The organism is Fluviispira vulneris (assembly GCF_014281055.1).
Taxonomy (GTDB): Bacteria; Bdellovibrionota_B; Oligoflexia; order Silvanigrellales; family Silvanigrellaceae; genus Silvanigrella; species Silvanigrella vulneris.
The window spans coordinates 239766-259864 of sequence record NZ_JACRSE010000001.1 but is presented as its reverse complement, the minus strand read 5'-3'; the positions used below and the strand labels follow the sequence as shown (position 1 = coordinate 259864).

Below are 20099 nucleotides of genomic sequence, written 5' to 3'. Positions count from 1 at the left end.
AAATTTTTAAAAGGGTTATTAAATTCGTTAATAACCCAAGTCTCATGAATATATCTTCTTCAAGGAGAGGTTCATTAAGATGAAAATGGAAACAGATGTAAATCGCTTTCGTAAAATAGTTAGAGGAAAAATAAAAGACAATTTAAAAAGATTTATTTCATCTGGAGAATTAATTGGTCGTCAAGGGAATAAGCAAGTCACAATTCCCTTACCAAGAATTGATCTTCCGCGATTTGAATTTGGGAACAATCAACAAAGAGGTGTTGGGCAAGGTGAAGGCGAACCGGGTGATGCCGTCAGCCAAGGGCAACCTCAACCGGGTGAAGGTGAAGCGGGTCAAAATCCTGGTGAACATAGCATGGAAGTTGATGTGAGCCTTGATGAACTTGCTGGTATTTTAGGAGAAGAATTAGGGCTTCCGCGCATCGAAGATAAAGGTAAAAAAAATATTACCCAAAAGAAATACAAATACCAAGGCGTGCTCAGAAATGGACCTGAAAGTTTACGCAACTTTAAAAGAACTTACAAAGAATCTTTGAAACGGCAAATTAGCATTGGTGATTATACTCCTGACAGACCTATTATTATCCCAATTAAAGAAGATAAACGCTACCGTAGTTTTCGCATTGAAGAAAAACCAGAAGCAAGCGCTGTCATTATTTATATGATGGATGTGTCTGGCTCGATGGGAGATGAGCAAAAAGAAATAGTCCGCCTCACATCATTTTGGTTGAATGCTTGGTTAAAACATAATTATGACAATCTGGACACGCGATTTATTATACATGATGCTATTGCTAGAGAAGTAGATGAACACACTTTTTATCACACAAAAGAGTCTGGCGGTACCTTAATAAGCAGCGCTTATAAATTATGTGAAAAGATTATCATGGACAGCTACCCCTCTGCTGAATGGAATATTTACTTATTTCATTTTTCAGATGGTGACAATTGGAGTGGCAACGATACGAACGAATGTATGACCTTGCTGGATAATTTTTTGTTACCTTCAAGTAATTTATTTTCATACGGTCAAGTTGAAAGTCGTTACGGCAGTGGTCAATTTCTCAAAGATCTTGAAAAGCATTATGGGGAGCAAAACGAAAAAGTCATTATTCATCAAATAAAAGATAGAGATGGAATAATGAATGCTTTGAGAGCTTTTTTAGGAAGGGGTAAATAAATATGGTTATGGATCCTAGATTAACAAGTGATCTGACCCCAGAACTGAAAGATATTGTATTAGAAATAGAAAGTCACGCAAAAAACCTAGGCCTCGATTTTTTCCCGACAATATTTGAAATGGTCGATTATCAACAAATGAGTGAAATTGCTGCGTACGGAGGCTTTCCCACTCGCTATCCTCATTGGCGTTTTGGGATGGAATACGAGCGAATTGCGAAAAGCTACGAATATGGACTTTCCCTTATCTATGAAATGGTTATTAACAACGACCCTTGTTATGCTTATTTATTGAGAAGCAATTCCTTAGTCGATCAGAAAACCGTGATTGCGCATGTTTATGGACATTGTGATTTTTTTAAAAATAATTATTGTTTTGCTCATACAAACAGAAAAACTCTTGATGAAATGGCGAATCATGGAAGTCGTGTTAGACGTTATATAGAAGAAGTTGGTCATGATGAAGTAGAAAGTTTTATAGATATTTGCTTATCTCTCGAAAATTTAATTGATCAACATGGCCCTCATATTCGTAGAGAGTATAAACCGAAAGATAAAGACAATTATGATGAGAGTTTGATTTCTCCAGATAAACTTCCAGTTCCTAAATTGCCATCATTGCGTGGATATATGGAAGGTTATATTAATCCTGAAAGTTATTTAAAGGAACAGCAGGCAAAAGTAATTTTAGAAAAAGAAAAAGAAAAAAAATTTCCTGAAAGTCCTGTGCGAGACGTTCTTAAATTTCTCCTCGAATATGCTCCATTAAGTGCATGGCAAAGAGATGTTCTTGCTATTGTAAGAGAAGAAGCATATTATTTTGCTCCACAAGGTCAAACGAAAATCATGAATGAAGGTTGGGCTGTCTATTGGCACTCAAAAATACTGACCCAACTTGTTCTGAAAGATTCTGAAGTCATAGATTATTGCGATCATTATGCTGGAGTTGTGCAAATGTCTGGGCAAAGGTTAAACCCTTATAAACTTGGGGTAGAACTTATGCGACATATCGAAAAAAGATGGGACAAAGGTCAATTTGGTTTAGATTATACTTTGTGCGATGACCCACTTGTGCGAAAAAATTGGAATAAAAATACAAATAAAGGAATGCAAAAGATATTTGAAGTGCGGAAATTTCACAATGACATCACTTTTATTGATGAATTTTTAGATGAAGATTTTTGTGAAGAAGCCAAACTATTCACATGGGTGCAAGATAGACGTTCGGGTCAAGCCATTATTCATGACCGAGATTTTAAAACGATAAAAAGAGAACTGCTCGACGCTATGACGAATTTTGGCCACCCATTGATTGATGTTGTGGATGGGAACTTTCGCAATAGAGGTGAACTTCTTTTAAGGCATCGCCATCAAGGAAAAGATCTTAAAATTGATTGGGCAGTAGAAACACTGAAAAATATTCATAAAGTTTGGAGTCGGCCGGTAAATATTGCTACAGTTATAGAATCCGAAAATAAAATAATACATTTTGATGGATCCGAACCTAGAATTGAAAAAGGTATTCAATTTGAGCATTAATAATTATTATAACATCAGATTATTTCAAATCAATTAATTTCATAATTTTCAAACGGAATTCGTCCACTTCAAATGGTTTAATTATAAATCCATCTGCTTTTAAACTCATTCCTTGCAATATATATTTTTTTTCTTTGATAGACGTGAAAAACACAATTTTAAATTTCCGTCGTGGAAAACGATCTTTAATATTTTGAATGACAAGAAAACCATTTTTTTCAGGCATATATATATCAAGCAAAACCAGTGCCAATTCACGCGTGTTGTTTATGATTCCAGCTAACAATTCTGCTTCTGTTTTACAAGAGATAAAATTTACATCTAAAGTTTCTAAAGCTTTCTTTGTAATTAGATGCATTTCAGGGGAATCATCCATTAGTATAATTGCTTTTCTCATACATATCCTCATCTTGGCATGCTCTTAAATCGGTTTTATTTAATAAATTTTAATATTTTCAATTGGTTCAATATTTTGACACAAAGTTTAGAGTTTCGCTCTCTTAAGAAAACTACAATTATTTCAAATAATCTTTCTTATATTAAAATCTTATTTTTTAAATTTTCTAAAAAACCAACCGATATAATGTTTAAGCTCATTTTCATGTACGAGGATGAAATTTATGCTTAGAAGAGTAATCTTCATACAATTTTTATTGCTCCTATTTTTCACTTTTTCATGCTCTAAAGGAGGTGGAAATAATTCTGACCCCTTAATGAATTTAGGTAGTTTCTATTCCCTTGATGACTTAAGTAATTTAGCAAAAAATTCTGGAAAAATTCCGACCTATACAACTTCAGGCTCAGAAAATGGACTAATAAGTATGGGAGATTTAACGGCCTGCGTCGTTATGACATCGGGACAAATAAAATGTTGGGGATACAATCAATCCTTTCAACTTGGTAATTCCAGTGCTAACACAAGCAATCAAGCCGAACCTGTTTACGTAAATATTTTAACAGAAAAAGCAGTAGCTGTATCAGCTGCTCTCAACCACACTTGTGCTTATTTAATATCAGGTATGAAATGTTGGGGTTCGCAGAACAATGGTAAATTAGGAAATAGAATCAATGATTCCTCTTATGCAAGTAAACCACAAGATATTTTAAATATAAATAATAATCCAATAAAGATGATGGTTACAGGTGATGAACATGTCTGCGTTTTATTATCAGGTTCACAACAAGTTTTATGTTGGGGATTCAATGATAGAGGACAAATGGCTCAACCTTTTTCAAAAAATCCTGTGATAAATGGAATAAATATTCAATTGCCTGAAAGTATAAAACATATAGCAACTTCAGATCACTCGATGTGCGCAATAACAATTTCAGGAAACTTATATTGCTGGGGCTCAAATATAACTTCAAACACAAATCCGAATCCAGTACTAATAGATTCTGGTGTAAAAAATATTTCGAGTGGAGAAAAAGATCATTTCTGCTATATAAGCGCAAATGATTTTGTCAATTGTTTTGGAAGAAATGATAAATTACAACTTGGGAAAAAACCTGAGCACTCAGATTATAAATTACAAACTAATACTGTTCAAAACTTAAATAATGTTTCGGCTATCGTTGCAGGAGAACATCATTCATGCGCTATTTCAGATAATAACTCTTCTGTTTACTGTTGGGGAGACAATAGTAAAGGACAGCTCGGAAATGATGATATAACGATTGACCAATCCAATATACCATTAAAAGTTATTGGTCTACCTAAGCAAAAAATAATAGATATTGCCGCATCTGACAAAGTAACATGTGTTCTTTTAGAAAATGATGATGTTTTTTGCTGGGGAAATAACAATGCTCCAGTAGATAATTTAGGTGACTTTTTAGGCATTAAAAACCCACCAAGTTTCTCAAATAAAGCAATCAAAATTCTTAATAGAAATGATCTTTAATTCATGAAAGGAGAAGTGATATGAAATCGATGATTTTAAAAATAATTACTCTTATCATTATTTTTGAAGTTCTTTACTCTTGTTCAAAAGGAGGAGGGGGAACTAACGATGCGATTGTTTCTTTGAATAGCTTTTATTCTTTAGATGATCTGTCTACTGCTGCTACAAATGCGGGGAAAATTCCCACATATACAACATCAGGCGCTGAAAATGGACTGATCAGTATGGGGGATTTGTCTGCTTGTGTGGTTATGACATCTGGAGCAATTAAATGCTGGGGTTACAACCAATCCTTTCAGCTTGGTAATACAAATGCGGGCACAAACAATCAAGTGACGCCTGTTACTGTAAATATTTTAACTGAAAAAGCAGTTGCAGTGTCTGCGGCACTCAATCACACATGTGCTTTTTTATCAACTGGATTAAAATGCTGGGGTTCACAAAATAATGGGAAATTGGGAAATAGAATTAACAATAATTCCAACGCAACTCAGCCACAAGATGTTTTGAATTTAAATGGCAATCAAATAAAAATGATGGTCACTGGCGACGAACATGTCTGTGTTTTATTCTCAGCTTCACAACAAGTTTCTTGCTGGGGTTTAAATAATCAAGGACAAATGGCACAATCCGATTTTACAAATCCATTTATTAATGGCGTAAATATACCACTGCCTGAAAGCGTAAAATTAATAGCGACTTCAGACCATTCCGTTTGTGCAGTAACGATTTCAGGTGGTTTATATTGCTGGGGTTCAAGTATCACAACAACTTCTAGTCCAAACCCAATACTCATAGACACCAATGTAAAAAATATTTCAAGTGGTGAAAAAGATCATTTTTGTTATATAAATTCAAGTGATGCTATAAAATGTTTTGGAAAAAATGATAAATTACAACTTGGGAACAGCACTTCCTCTTCTGCATTTAATAAAACACCAAATCTTATTTCTGGAATATCCAACGCAAAAGCTATCGTTGCAGGTGCATTTCATTCATGTGCAATCACAAATGACGGAGCATCTGTTTATTGCTGGGGAGACAATTCAAAAGGCCAGCTTGGTAGTGGATCAATGACTCCAACTCAATCAAGCGCACCTGTTTCAGTGGTCGGTTTGCCCTCAGCAAAAGTTATAGACATTGCGGCAGCAGACAATAACACATGTGCATTGCTTGACAATGATGATGTTTACTGCTGGGGAAGTAACAACAATTCAAGTAGCAATGTTTATGGGGATAATTTAGGTATTAAAAATCCACCAAGTTTATCGAATACAGCAATAAAAATTCTTAACAGAAATGAACATTAAGTTAAGCAAGGAGAGATAATATGAAGTCGATGATTTTTAAGATTATTGCTCTTATCATTATTTTTGATGTTCTTTACTCTTGCTCAAAAGGAGGAGGAGGGGGAGGAACGGATGCTGTGGTTTCTTTGAATAGTTTTTATTCTTTAGACGATCTTTCAACTGCATCTAAAAATTTAGGAAAAGTTCCTACATACACGTCTTCAGGTTCGGAAAACGGATTAATCAGTATGGGAGACATCTCAAGCTGTGTCGTTATGAGTTCAGGAAAAGTAAAATGCTGGGGATTCAACGCAAACTTTCAGCTTGGTAATACTGCAGCAGGCACTACTAATCAAAAAACACCTGTTATTGCAGATATTTTACAAGAAAACGCAGTTTCCATTTCTGCTGGATATCTTCAAACGTGTGCTTATCTATCTTCAGGGATGAAATGCTGGGGGGCACAATCTAAAGGGATATTAGGTAATCAAGTTGACTCACTTACGCCTGCTCAAACTCCTCAAGTTGTGCAAAATTTAGGGGGGCAACAAATTAAAATGATGGCAATCGGTGACTTACATATGTGTGTGCTTTTTTCAAGCACACAAAGCGTTTCTTGTTGGGGGCAAAACACTCAAATGCAATTAGCCCAACCTACTAGCACTCCTTTTAGTCTTGCAGCTGTGCCAATAAACTTACCAGAACCTATAAAATCCATAGCAACATCTGACTATTCAGTCTGCGCTGTGGCAGTGAGTGGAAATTTATACTGCTGGGGACAAAAAATATCCACCGTTGCAAACCCAAGCCCTGTCCTAATTGCCTCAAATGTTAAACATATTTCAAGCGGGGAACAGTCACACTTCTGTTATACAGATACAAGCTCAAACGTTTACTGCTTTGGTACGAATGATAAACAGCAGCTTGGCTCCTCAACAGTATCAGCTGTATTTAATAAAACTCCTCAACAAGTCACAGGTATTTCCAATGCAACAGCAATTGTTGCTGGTAAAGTTCACACGTGTGCAATCACGAATAATGGTTCATCTGTCGTTTGCTGGGGTGATAATTCTCTAGGTCAATTGGGTACAGGTTCAGCTAATCCTGCTGTGTCTGCAACTCCGATTGCTGTAGTGGGGCTTCCCGCAGTTAATGTTGTTGACATTGCAGCTGCCGACAATGACACGTGTGCTCTGCTCGAAAATGATGATGTTTATTGCTGGGGAAACAACTCACCACCGAGCGCAGGGGCTACATCAGACTTCTTAGGTGTAGCAAATCCAGCCGTTTCCTACACTGCTGTTAAAGTTTTAAATAGAAATGATCCGTGATTCATAGAATACAACTGCTCAGTGGGTTTATTTATTAAACCCACTTTTTTTGTTCCTTAATAAACAATATAGTAAAGATCATTGCATTTATTAAATCTGAAATATACAAAGTTCTACCATAGACATTACATAATTAAAATTGTATTTAAATCCTGCGTCTTTTTTTGAGTAAATGAGCAAGGAATTAAAATGACAAACAATCGAAGTATTTCATCCGGTATAATAAAAAAACTCCTAAACTGGGGAGTTGCTGAATTTTATGTTTGTGCTGGGGCTAGAAATATTCCTTTAGTTGAAACATTAATAAATCTATCTACAACAAATAAACAAATTATATTCAACCATTTTGACGAAAGATCAGCTGGTTTTTATTCATTAGGTCGGATTAAATCCATAAATAAACCTGTTTGTGTAATAACAACATCTGGAACAGCAGTCGGTGAACTTTTAGCACCCACTATGGAAGCTTATTATTCCGGATTGCCTCTTGTCTTGCTAACAGCAGATAGACCAAAATCTTTTCGTGGAACAGGTGCACCACAAAGCGCAGAACAAAATAACATTTTCGGTAAATATGTCTCTGCATGTTATGATATAGAAGCAGATCATGAGTTCGAATTATTGAATTGCCCTAAAAATAAACCATTACATATAAATGTATGTTTCAACACACCATTGCAAACGGGTACTATCGAAGAGATAATTCATATTGCAAAGCTAGATACTTTTCCTACTCCTTATCGAATTCCTGAACAATTTATGCAAAATATTTATCAAAAAATAGACAATGCTGAGAATTTAATCGTTATTGTCTCACAAATCCATCCTAAATATAAAGAAATAATTATTGATTTATTATGCCACTTTAATTTACCTGTTTATCTTGAAAGTATTTCAAATTTAAGAGAGGAGTCAAAACTCTCGGCATTGCAAATCAAATGCGCAGATAAAATCTGGATAAATGCAAAAAAATCGGGATACAAAATCGATTCTGTGATAAAAATTGGGAACACACCAACCCATAGGATCTGGCGGGACCTTGAAGAACTCAATAAGAATATAGAAGTTATTTCTTTATCAGACAATATTTTTCCTGGGCATTCTAGAGCAAAGCATTTTTGTATAGAAGAGAATAAAGAAGGTATAATAAACAATACAAAATATAACAGAAAATACTCAGAAGAGGTTCTTAATTTTTTAAATTTTGATAATTCGTTTTTCTTAAAACTACAAGAATTATATAAAAAGTATCCAAACTCTGAACAAGCCATCATGCATACATTATCAAAAATAATTCCTCATTCTTCTCGCCTCTATTTAGGTAACAGTTTGTCGATTCGCCATTGGGATTTAGCCGCTCAGTATAATCAAAAAAATTTCTACGTTGAAGCTTCACGTGGTCTAAATGGAATTGACGGACAAATTTCAACTTTTTATGGATTCTCTGCAATCGACTCACAAAATTTTGCCATAATAGGCGATCTTACGGCTCTATATGATTTAAGTGCGCCTTGGGTCTTACAATATCAAAAAGCTTTATACACAAACCTTATTGTAATAAATAATAGCGGCGGAAAAATATTTGGTCGAGTCCTTTCAGGAATGGCTGGTAATTTCTGTCAGAATTTCCATAATTATAAATTAGAGCATTGGTGCAAAATGTGGAATATGCACTATCACGCTCTCGATGAAATAAAAGAATTTAAATTACTAGAAACACAACATAATGTTTATGAAATATTTCCCAATCAATATCACACGGATTCATTCAATGATGAATTCAATCAAATGGATGTATAAAAACTTCAAAATCCAAAACTATTCATGGAATGATTAACGATTTTTATCAGCTCTACAATTTTATCTTTGGATATCCCCAGTCTATCTATTAACATCATATTGACTCTGATATCCCTTGTATATCCTTCAAATCCACAAGAAATTCTATGAGCTAATATATCAGCAAGTTCCAATACAATAAACTCTTTCTCTAAATAGTCTGTGTCCGATGATCTTACGCTCTCTTTGGTATGATGATTCCTAACGAGCAAAATAATATTTTTATTTAGGCCCCATTCGCTTAGAATATCTGCACCAATAATTTCATGAGAAGTGATGTTCAGTTCCATTTCTGCTTTATGAAAATGAATTTTATCTTGAGTGCATTTTTCAACTAAATTTTTCATAATATCTTTGTGCAATATAGCTCGAGCAAGCAGCCCTAAATCATGAAAAGCCGCAGCTAACGTCACATCGTGTAAAGTTGGTAAATTTATGATTTTTGCAATTTCAAAAGCGAAACGAGAGACACAACTTGAATGGAGATTAAATTGTTTTAAATTAAAGAAACCGATTTCTTCTATCGATGTATATTTAGTATAATATTCCGAAGTCAAAACTAAAGTTAAATTGATAATACCAATTCGCACTATAGCTTGTTTTAAATCATTTGTTTGAACGCCTTGACCATAACGTTGTGAGTTTGCAATCAATAATATTTTATTAAATAACCCAATATCCCTAGCTATTTTCTCAACCATATTATCGATAATAAATTCATTCTTATAAATGGAAGAAAGACAGCTCACAATATTTTCAGTTAACGGAGGTATTACAAATTTATTATATAGGTTTGCCATAGATTTTTATTCGTCTTTAAGACATATTATTAAAATTGTTTTATTTTATTAAAACTTAAAATACTGTCTAAAGGCAGTCTTGGTTTTCTAGGCCAATTCCCTTTACTTAGATATCCAACAGCAATGAGCATAACTGGCACATAACGATCTGGAATTTGAAATTCTTTCTTAACACCTTCAGGATCGAAACCGATCATCGCACCACTTGCATAGCCTTTTGCTTGAGCAGCAAGCATGAGCGTCATAGCCGCCAATGAGGCTGAACGAATCGCTTCGTCTCTTTCGAGAATTGGATTTTCTTTATACATCCCATTTGCCATTTGCTGCCAGGCATCAAGTATTTGCTGATCAATCAAATTGGTTTTCTTTATCGATGATAAAATTTCTGGCATTTTTTCAATACCTTTCATATCACCTAACACAATAAATGTAACGGCTGCATCAGTGATTTTTTCTTGGTTGAATGCCACGGCTTTTAATTTTTCTTTTTCAGTCTTATTTGTTAAAGCAATAAAACGCCAATGTTGAATATTAAACGAAGAAGGAGCTTCACAAGCATAACTTACAAGATCTTTTATTTCATTCTCACTTATAGTTTTTGTAGGATCAAATTTATTTACTGATGTCCTTTGTTTGATAATATCAAGTGTTGAATTCATAGTTACCTCATCAAATAAAATTATTAAACAACTCAAAATTAAAAATCATTCTCTTTTTCAAAAAAAAATAGTGAAATTCATTTAGTTAATTGTACTGCAATGGGGTTAAAATTATCAATCTGAAATGCAGAAAAAAAATTTATGATCTTATTAACATATGTACGACAAAATAATGACTTTGCTTGCACAATACAAAAAAGAGTCCGAAATAATGCATCTATTTCGGACTCTTAACAAACCCAATTCGGACTCTTTCTGCCTAAAACTATGAGATGGATGGGATCTCAACCTTAATTTCAACATCTGCTTTATAATCAACTTGTGGGAGGCCAAAACCAAAAAGTTTATAAAAATCATTACGATATCCAGATAAATCGGAAAAATCGTTGATATTTTCTGAATTCACTTTTTCCCAAAGCTTAGAAACTTCACCCTGCACATCATCTCTCATTTCCCAATCATCAATACGAATAAGACCTTTTTTATCCGTATTGATATTTTTTCCGGAGTATAAATGCTCATTAAATAATCTATAAGCTTGCTCTATACAGTCTTCATGAATATTTTTATTTTTCATGATACGGAAAAGGAGAGATATATACAAAGGAACGACTGGAATAGCAGAACTCGATTGAGTGACAACCGCTTTATTCACAGAAACAAATGCTTTGCCACCAATTTTATGCAATTTATCTGAAATAAGACCAGCTGTTTTTTCTAAATGCTCTTTTGCTTTACCAATCGTTCCTTCACGATAAATAGGATAAGTTAAAACGGGACCGATATAAGAATATGCTACAGTTAAAGCATTATCTGCTAAGACACCGGCATTTTGCAGAGCATCGATCCACATTTCCCAGTCTTCCCCACCCATAACACGCACAGTGTTTTCAATATCTCCTTCACCTGCTGGTTCAATACTCACAGATTTGATTTCCCCTGTCATAGGGTTAATAGATTTCTCTGAATATGTTTTACCAATAGGTTTAAGTGCAGAAGAAAAGTTTTCGCCTGTCGTTGGGTGGGTCCTTCTTGGTGAAGCTAAGCTATAAACAACAAGGTCAACTTTTCCTAAATCTTTTTTAATAAGCTCAATCGTTTTTTGTTTAATTTCATTCGAAAAGGCATCACCATTGATACTTTTTGCATAAAGACCTTCGCTGTGCGCTGCCTTTTCGAAGGCAGCGGTATTGTACCACCCAGCCGTCGCTGTCCGAGCGCCATCTGCAGGTTTTTCAAAAAAGACACCAATAGTAGCAGCACCATTGCCATAGGCTGCCGCTATACGACTCGCAAGCCCATAACCAGTTGAAGCACCTATCACGAGAACTTTTTGCGCACCTTTTATTTTAGCATTGCTTTTAACAAAATTTATTTGATCTTGCACGTGCTGAGCACACCCAATTGGATGAGCTGTTGTGCATATAAATCCACGGATTTTTGGTTCAATAATCATTATATTCCCTTTCTCACTAGCAGAATGAGTCACCTGCATTTTGGTAAACTCTATAATCATTCTTAAAACACTCTAAAAGAAAAATGCAACCCTAAGTTCATAGGACTTTATTAAGCTAGCTTATTTGGAAAGATAAGTCATTTTATAAAAAGAGAGGACTCCGAGTTAAAGAACACAATTTATTAAGATGCATGCTTGTTTACATATTCATAAAAATTAAGCAATGGAATTTAATTTTACTAAAAAACATTATAATACCTTGAATTTCAATTTTAAATAAATTATAAATTTAAACTCTCTTCAAGTTCTAAAGAAGAGAACATAAAAAGACAGAAGTAAAAAATTAGAATTTATTACTTCAAATGCGGTTTCTTTGAAAGGTGTTAATTATGAAGTCTTCTGAGCCGATATTCTTAAAAGTGCGAGCGTCTTTTAATTATAAAAAAATTTCATCAATTAAAAACACCCCCATTACTTTCACCACGCATACAACAATCACGTTTATTTAAGCAAAAATTAAAAAATAAATATCAATACTATTTATAAAATTATTTTAATAATTTTATATTATAAAAATATTATCATTAAAGGGATATAAAACATGAATAACGATATCATCGTACATAAATTTGGTGGTTCAAGTATAGCCAATGCTGAAAGATTTCTGGCCATTAAAAAACTTTTAAACAATGGAAAAGAAGTAATTGTAGTTTCAGCAATTAAAGATGCAACTTCGACTTTACAGATGGTCTTAAACAATGCTGCACATGGGAAAAATTTTCTTGCGCTACTTGAGTCTCTTGAAAATGCACATTTAGAAATAATTGACTCTCTCCAATTCAATGTTTCTACATCTAATTTAAAAAATAAAATAAAAGATGATTTTCTTACAATCCGAAATACACTACTTGCAGTCATGCATATATCTAGTTATTCAAAAGAAATACAAGATTTTATTTTAGGATTTGGTGAGCAATGGTCAGCACAGATACTTTCTCTGTATTTATCGCAATTCTATAATTCAAGATATCTTGACGCCACTGAAGTTTTAAGAACGCAATATGCTAACAATATTATTTCTATTCAATGGGAAAAAAGCTCTGAACTACTAAATAATTTTTTACAAAATAATAATTTTGATAAATTAATAGTCACTGGATTTATTGCCGGTAATGAATCAGGTAAAAGAACAACTTTAGGTAGAAATGGAAGCGACTTTTCTGCTTCCGTTTTTGCTAAACTTTTTAAAGCAAAAGCATTATATATTTGGAAAGATGTCGATGGTATATTAAGTGCAAATCCAAGCAGAGTAAAAGATGCTTTTCCTATTGAATCACTTTCATACAAAGAAGCTCTTGAATTAGCTTATTTTGGTGCTAAGGTAATCCACCCTCGCACAATATCACCTGCACAAGAAGAAGGAATTCCTATTTATATTAAAAATAGCTTTAATTCTTTAGTTAAAGGAACAGAAATTTCGGATAAACCTCGCACATCTGATCACCTTATAAAAGGTGTTACAGGTATAGATGATGTCGCACTTATAAACATTGAAGGTGCTGGCATGATCGGTGTTTCAGGAATTGCTGCACGTATTTTTTCAATTATACAACAAAAAAATATCTCTGTTATACTTATCTCTCAAGCAAGTTCTGAACACTCAATCTGCTTTGCAGTTGCTCGTGAATATGCTGAATTGACACTTGAAACACTTTCAGAAAACTTACAATTTGAGATCGAAAAAGGGCAAATTGAAAATATTTCAGCTGAATATGAATGTTCAATTTTAGCAATTATTGGCGATGAAATGATAGGCTCCGTTGGAGTTGCAGGCAAACTTTGTTCTACACTTGCAAAAGCTAATATCAATATCAATGCCATAGCTCAAGGTTCGTCAGAAAGAAATATTTCAGTAGTCATTAATAAGAAAGATATAAATAAAGCACTCAATGCCGTTCACTCAGGTTTTTATCTCTCCCATAAAACTCTTGCTATTGGTTTGATCGGACTTGGCTCTGTCGGAAAAGCATTTTTTGAGCAATTAAGAAGCGCATCTGTAGAATTAAAATCTAAATATCAAATTGACTTATCAGTACGTGGTATTATGAACTCTAAAAAAATGTATTTATCTGATAAATCAATGGATATATCATCCTGCCAAGAGTATTTAGCAAAACATTCTGAAAGTATAAATATTGAAAAATTTTCTTCTCACCTTGCCTGCGATGAATCTGCGCATGGAGTGCTTATCGATTGTACAGCAGATATAAATATTGCACAGAAATATCTTTCATTTATAAATAAAGGTTTACATATTATCACTCCCAATAAACATGCAAATGGTGGTGATTTAACTTATTATAAAACTTTAAAATCTTTTGCTAAAGAAAAGAAATGCCATTACTATTACGAAGCTACAGTTTGTGCAGGTTTACCCGTTATTAGCACTTTACAAGATTTTATTAAAACTGGAGATGAGATCATAAGTATCGAGGGAATCGTTTCTGGTACTTTAAGTTATATTTTCTCTGAATTAGCTAAAGGCAAAAAGTTTTCAGAGGTTGTTTATGCAGCAAAACAACAAGGTTTTACAGAACCCGATCCTAGAATCGATCTCTCGGGTCAAGATGTAGCGAGAAAATTAATCTGTTTAGCCCGTGAAATAGGTTTTGATATTTCCCTTGAAAATATTAATATTCACAGTTTAATTCCTAAAGAACTTGAAGAGTGTAGCGTTAATGAATTTTTAGAAAGGCTGCCAGAATTTGATCATAAAATGAAACTATTTGTTGAGAAAGCAAATGCAAAAAATGAAAAAATTTGTTACGTAGGCTCAATATCAAAGTTAGGAGAAGTCAAAATTAATTTAAATTCATACGCACAAAGCCATCCCTTTAGTCGCTTAGAAGGCACTGACAATATGCTTATTTTTTATACTCGCAGATATTCTAAGCAACCTCTCATTATTCAAGGCCCAGGCGCTGGAGCAGAAGTAACTGCATCTGGAATTTTTGCCGATCTATTAAGATTAGCCTCGTCACTTGCGTAAATAAAGGAAAGTAAAATGCTAAAAGAAAATTTAAATTCTGTTACAGCATTTGCGCCTGCAACTTGCGCGAATGTTTCAATTGGTTTTGATATTTTAGGTTTTTCATTTGATGGAGTCGGAGATTTTGTTACATTAAAAAAAAGACCTGATACTAAAATAATAATTGAAAATATTGACTGTGAAGAGAAACTACCATTGGATCCAAATAAAAATACGGCTTCAGTTGTGATCAAAAAGTTATGTGAAGATTTAAAATTACAAAATGGTTTTTCTATTTCAATTAAAAAAGGTATTGCGCTTGGCTCTGGTATGGGTGGCTCTGCGGCTTCTGCCGTTGCGGCTCTCACTGCATGCAATGCTTTCCTTAAGAAACCGCTGTCATTACAAGAATTATCAAATTACGCTCTCCTAGGAGAAGAAGCTGCGTGCGGACAACGACATGCTGACAATATCGTACCGTGCCTCTATGGTGGAATCACCCTCATACAGTCGACCGATCCGATTCATGTCGTTGAATTGCCCGTACCCAATTTACATTGTGTGCTAATACATCCTTACTTAAAGGTCGAAACCAAGTATGCTCGGGGGGTTTTAAACACCAATGTTTCGCTGAAAGAATGTATTAAACAATCTGCAAATACTGCTTCTTTTATTGCGGCACTTTACCAAAAAAACTATGCATTACTCAAAAAATCAGCCCAGGATTTTCTTATTGAACCACAAAGAGCCCATCTCGTTCCTGGATTTTACGAGGTGAAAAAGGCAGCACTTGATTCAGGAGCTCTTGTTTCTTCTTTCTCCGGTTCAGGACCTACGTTATTTGCGCTGGCAGAAACAAAAGAATTAGCAATATCTATTGCTGAAAATATGCAAAAGGCTTTTCAAACTCATGAAATTAAATCTGAATTTTGGATTTCTAAAATGAATTCGAAAAATGCTTTTGTTGTTGAATCTCATTAAGGATTAAATAATTATGCACTATATTAGCACCCGAAATAAAAATAAACTCTATTCTTTATCTGAAGCTTTACAGAAGGGTCTTGCGGAAGATGGTGGATTATTTATTCCAGAATATTTTCCAAAAGTAAATTTAACAGATTATAATTCACAAATGTCTTATATTGATTTTGCTGAAAAACTTTTACAGAATTTTTTTAAAAATGATATACTTGAAAAGAATTTAAGGGAAATTTGTGCAAATGCATTTATTTTTCCAGTTAAAATAGAAACAATTGATAGCAACACACAAATGCTTGATTTATGTCAAGGCCCTACCCTTTCTTTTAAAGACTTTGGAGCTCGCTTTTTAGCAGAATGCTTAAATAAAATTTCGCATAAAAACAAATCAACAATTATGGTTGCAACTTCGGGTGACACAGGTTCTGCAGTTGCAAGTGCATTTTACAAAAAAGAAAATACACAAGTTATAGTCTTGTATCCAAAAGGAAAAATATCTGAAAAGCAAGAAAAACAAATCACGTGTTGGGGAAAAAATATTTTATCGCTAGCAGTGCTTGGCACATTTGATGACTGTCAGCGTCTCGTTAAGCAAGCTTTCAATGAAAATTGGTGGCAAAATGTCATGAATATTAGCAGTGCTAATAGCATAAATATTGGAAGATTGCTTCCACAAATGATCTATTATGCCTATTCAAGCTTTGCTTACTTTAATAAAAATAAAACGTCGGTTGGTTTTATTATCCCAACAGGTAATCTCGGCAATGCCACAGCAGCTTATTGGGCTAAAGAAATGGGTTTTCCAATTCGTGAAATCTCTTTAGCTACAAATGAAAATAGAGTCATAAATGATTATATTGAATCAGGGGTTTTTAGCCCTCGTAAAAGTGTTCTAACCCTTGCCAATGCCATGGACGTTGGAAACCCAAGTAATTTTGAAAGACTTTCTCAGTTGTTTCAGGATTATTCCATCTTTAAAAAAAATGTTTCATCTATAAGTGTTAGCAATGTGGAAATTAAACAGACAATAGGAAATTTTTACAACAATTATAAAAGAATAATATGTCCGCACACTGCAACAGGTTTTTTTGTGAGAAAAAATAAATCAGCGCACAGTTGGATAGTGGTTTCTACAGCGGATCCATGTAAATTTGATGACATTATTGAACCCATTATTCAAGAAAAAATTCCGATTCCTGAACAAATGCAAAACTTACTGAATAGAGAATCTATGCATTGGGAAGTAAAAGCGGAATTAAGTGATATAGAGAAAATTGCAGCAAAATATTTTAACATTTAACTTTAAATAGATACTCTATCTATTTAAAAATGCTGTGATGCTTACGGCAGCGCGGTTCATAACTTTCAATAGCTCCCACAAAAACTGTTTCATCTGAGGGAAAAAGTCTCTGAGTGTATTGAGCATCTTCTGCGCAAACTGAACAAATAGCTGATAATTTTGTCACCTTATTTGCCATTGCTAATAATTCAGGCATTTTTCCAAATGGTCTTTTTCTAAAATCCATATCTAAGCCCGCTATAACAACTCTAATACCCATTTCAAGAATTTTCTCTACGTCGCCTATGATTTCATCTGTAAAAAATTGAGCTTCATCAATTCCTACCACATCAATGTTATCTAAATTATAATTAAATATTTCTGCTGTTTTTTGAATGAGAATGGATGGAATTTTAACTCCACTGTGACTGCATATGCTTTCATCAGAATATCTTATGTCAGATGAGTGTTTGAACACGAGTATTCTTTGTTTTGCAATGGTCGCTCTTTTTAAAACACGGATCAGTTCTTCAGTTTTGCCACTAAACATACATCCACAAATAACTTCGACAGTTGCCCCTGATAACTTATGAGCCACAGCACACTCCTCTTCCATAGCCAATTGTTTGCGCCTTGCTTGGGCTATTATAAAATAACAGTAATTGCAACTTTACATGATTTAAAGTTATTATTTTTTTGTGGTAATAATATGTATGAGGTTCCTATGAATAATAAAATGACATCGGCACATATCGTAATTGTAGGAGCTGGTTTTGCAGGAATTAATGCTGCTAAACAGCTTGGAAAATATAAAGAAATTCAAGTGACATTATTAGATAAAAAAAATTATCATTTATTTCAACCATTATTATATCAAGTCGCTATGGCAGGTTTGAGCCCCGCAGAAATAGCATCGCCTATTCGATCGATTTTAGCTAAATACGAGAATATCAATGTCACATTAGGCAAAGTAACAAAAATTAATTTACAAAATCAAAAAGTTAAAACAGAATTTACCGAATATAAATATGATTATCTTATTCTTGCGTGCGGCGCAACCCATAGTTATTTTGGGCGAGATGATTGGGAAGATTACGCACCAGGATTAAAAAGCATTGAGCAAGCGACTGAAATTCGCAGAAGAGTGCTCACAGCTTTTGAACTTGCTGAAAGAGAAAATGATCCTAAAAAGATAAGAGAATATCTCACTTTTATCGTGGTTGGCGGAGGACCGACCGGTGTTGAACTCGCAGGCTCACTTTCAGAAATGGCTCATTATACTTTAAATAAAGAGTTTAAAAACATTGATTTAAAAAGCACAAGTATCATATTAATTGAAGCAGGTGAGCGTATACTTTCAAGTTTTTCTCCAGAACTTTCGGAACAGGCTAAAAAAGATCTATTAAATATTGGTGTCACGGTTAAAACTGGCACGCGAGTGAGCTCAATTGATAGCCAAGGAGTGCACATAGGCAATGAGTTTATTCCTTCAAGAACGGTAATTTGGGCTGCAGGAGTCCAACCTTCATCTACAGGGGCTCTGCTTGGCAGTGAACTGGATAGAGCGGGCAGAGTTATCGTTACCCCATTTTTACATTTGCCTGAATACAAAAATGTATTTGTGCTTGGTGACCAAGCAAGTGTCTTAGGCAAAGATCATCGTCCCCTTCCCGGCCTTGCACCAGTTGCAATTCAACAAGGGATTCACACTGCTAAAAATATTATGAGAAGCTGTGAAGGCAAAGAGCTCTTAGCATTTTCGTATTTCGATAAGGGACAGATGGCTACAATCGGAAGAGGTCGAGCAATTTCAGAGTTTTCTGGATTTAAAGCTCATGGGAAAATTGCATGGATAGCATGGTTGTTTATTCATATATTGTATTTAGTTGGATTTCGTAATAAAGTTTTTGTATTTTTTCAATGGCTTTGGTCATATATTACATTTGGCAGAGGGGCTCGTTTGATAACGAAACAAGAATGGAAAAATCACGATAATTAAGATTTAAAGTTTTTCAAACATTGAGTTCCCTAGTGATTTCAAGTTAAATGCTTTTGCATCAACACTGTCACTGTGACCAATAATTAATATTCCACCTTTTACAAGTCTTTCAACAAGTTTTCCAATTATTTCTTTTACTTTATCTGGTGTAAAATAAATAAGAACATTGCGACAAACAACAGCTTCGAAAGATGGTGGCAAACTTTGTAATTTTACTAAATTATCAGTAAAAAAACGGGTTTTAGCTTTAATATTTGCGTCAGGTGCAAAGCTATCTTCATTAGCAATTTTTTTCACTAAATTTTGATAATTTGCAGGAATTTTATTAAAATCTTTCATTGGATAAACAGCTTTTTTTGCTAAGTTAACAGAAACAGGATCTATGTCAAAAGCCTGAAATTCAAAATCAAAACCAGGATGCATAGATTTAAAAGATTCGAGCACTATGCTAAATGAATAGACTTCCTCGCCTGTTGAGCAACCACCTGATTGCATCCTAAATTTCTTTGTTCCTTTAAATCTTTCAGACAGTATAGTCTCAAATTTTTTATAATGGGGGAGTTCTCGAAACCATTCTGTTGTATGAATGGTAAATGCACTGAGCAATTGGGCAAACTCTTCATCATTTGCTATGGCTGCTTGTAAATATGCTTGTAAATTTTCTGCCTTTTTAACTTGAACTCTTCTTAATATATTTGAGATAATAATATCTCGTCTATAAGATCCCTGCTGACAGTTTCCAGTCATGTTTTCTGCCATGGCATATATCTGTTCTCTTTCTTCAGGAGTAAACGAATCGACACCCATAGCTCAGTT

Annotated in this window: 16 protein-coding genes; 10 read left to right on the top strand and 6 right to left on the bottom strand. The window is 34.1% G+C overall.

Features of this window, described 5'->3' with window-relative positions; translation table 11 throughout:
- The first annotated feature begins 73 nt into the window (after positions 1-73).
- Both H7355_RS00990 and H7355_RS00985 read left to right on the top strand, forming a co-directional pair.
- The gene (locus tag H7355_RS00990; RefSeq protein ID WP_186645380.1) at positions 74-1183 is read left to right on the top strand and encodes a DUF444 family protein; all 1110 of its coding nucleotides are present in this window, start codon (positions 74-76) and stop codon (positions 1181-1183) included.
- Positions 1184-1191: 8 nt separating this feature from the next.
- Positions 1192-2721, top strand: coding sequence for a SpoVR family protein (locus H7355_RS00985; protein WP_186645379.1), 1530 nt, complete (start codon positions 1192-1194; stop codon positions 2719-2721).
- A 19-nt stretch (positions 2722-2740) separates the two neighbouring features.
- Here H7355_RS00985 and H7355_RS00980 read toward each other — a convergent pair whose 3' ends face one another.
- Positions 2741-3118, bottom strand: a complete 378-nt coding sequence (locus H7355_RS00980; protein WP_186644045.1) for a response regulator — start codon at positions 3116-3118, stop codon at positions 2741-2743.
- Between the two features lie 223 nt (positions 3119-3341).
- Between H7355_RS00980 and H7355_RS00975 the strand changes: the two genes are divergently transcribed.
- The 4 genes from H7355_RS00975 (at position 3342) to menD (ending at position 9045) form a co-directional block, all read left to right on the top strand.
- Complete coding sequence (locus tag H7355_RS00975; RefSeq protein WP_186644043.1) at positions 3342-4625, top strand: RCC1 domain-containing protein; 1284 nt, start codon at positions 3342-3344, stop codon at positions 4623-4625.
- A gap of 20 nt (positions 4626-4645) precedes the next feature.
- A complete protein-coding gene (locus tag H7355_RS00970; RefSeq protein ID WP_186644041.1) occupies positions 4646-5935 on the top strand; it encodes an RCC1 domain-containing protein in 1290 nt (429 codons plus the stop codon).
- 20 nt (positions 5936-5955) lie between these two features.
- On the top strand, positions 5956-7245 hold the full coding sequence (locus tag H7355_RS00965; protein ID WP_186644039.1) for an RCC1 domain-containing protein: 1290 nt from the start codon (positions 5956-5958) through the stop codon (positions 7243-7245).
- Positions 7246-7434: 189 nt separating this feature from the next.
- A complete protein-coding gene (gene menD, locus H7355_RS00960; protein ID WP_186644037.1) occupies positions 7435-9045 on the top strand; it encodes a 2-succinyl-5-enolpyruvyl-6-hydroxy-3-cyclohexene-1-carboxylic-acid synthase in 1611 nt (536 codons plus the stop codon).
- Between the two features lie 5 nt (positions 9046-9050).
- Here menD and H7355_RS00955 read toward each other — a convergent pair whose 3' ends face one another.
- From H7355_RS00955 to fabV, 3 genes are all read right to left on the bottom strand, one after another.
- A complete protein-coding gene (locus H7355_RS00955; protein WP_186644035.1) occupies positions 9051-9884 on the bottom strand; it encodes an HDOD domain-containing protein in 834 nt (277 codons plus the stop codon).
- Positions 9885-9913: 29 nt separating this feature from the next.
- A complete protein-coding gene (locus H7355_RS00950) occupies positions 9914-10543 on the bottom strand; it encodes a nitroreductase family protein (RefSeq protein WP_186644033.1) in 630 nt (209 codons plus the stop codon).
- A gap of 265 nt (positions 10544-10808) precedes the next feature.
- Complete coding sequence (gene fabV / locus H7355_RS00945) at positions 10809-11999, bottom strand: enoyl-ACP reductase FabV (protein ID WP_186644031.1); 1191 nt, start codon at positions 11997-11999, stop codon at positions 10809-10811.
- Positions 12000-12600: 601 nt separating this feature from the next.
- On the opposite strand from fabV, the gene thrA reads away from it, so the two are divergent.
- Genes thrA through thrC form a run of 3 tightly spaced genes read left to right on the top strand, consistent with a single transcriptional unit; the run spans position 12601 to position 17305 of the window.
- A complete protein-coding gene (gene thrA, locus H7355_RS00940) occupies positions 12601-15048 on the top strand; it encodes a bifunctional aspartate kinase/homoserine dehydrogenase I (RefSeq protein ID WP_186644029.1) in 2448 nt (815 codons plus the stop codon).
- 15 nt (positions 15049-15063) lie between these two features.
- Entirely contained in the window at positions 15064-16008 is a 945-nt protein-coding gene (locus H7355_RS00935; protein WP_186644027.1) for a homoserine kinase, read from the top strand.
- 13 nt (positions 16009-16021) lie between these two features.
- Positions 16022-17305, top strand: coding sequence for a threonine synthase (gene thrC / locus H7355_RS00930; RefSeq protein WP_186644024.1), 1284 nt, complete (start codon positions 16022-16024; stop codon positions 17303-17305).
- A gap of 19 nt (positions 17306-17324) precedes the next feature.
- Here thrC and H7355_RS00925 read toward each other — a convergent pair whose 3' ends face one another.
- Positions 17325-17882, bottom strand: a complete 558-nt coding sequence (locus H7355_RS00925) for a thymidine kinase (protein WP_315861820.1) — start codon at positions 17880-17882, stop codon at positions 17325-17327.
- Between the two features lie 126 nt (positions 17883-18008).
- Here H7355_RS00925 and H7355_RS00920 point away from each other — a divergent pair, with 126 nt between their 5' ends.
- Positions 18009-19283: an NAD(P)/FAD-dependent oxidoreductase gene (locus tag H7355_RS00920; protein WP_222435624.1), complete on the top strand. Its 1275-nt coding sequence runs from the start codon at positions 18009-18011 to the stop codon at positions 19281-19283.
- A gap of 3 nt (positions 19284-19286) precedes the next feature.
- Here the strand turns inward: H7355_RS00920 and H7355_RS00915 are convergent, their stop codons facing one another.
- The gene (locus H7355_RS00915) at positions 19287-20090 is read right to left on the bottom strand and encodes a CheR family methyltransferase (protein WP_186644022.1); all 804 of its coding nucleotides are present in this window, start codon (positions 20088-20090) and stop codon (positions 19287-19289) included.
- Between the last annotated feature and the right edge of the window lie 9 nt (positions 20091-20099).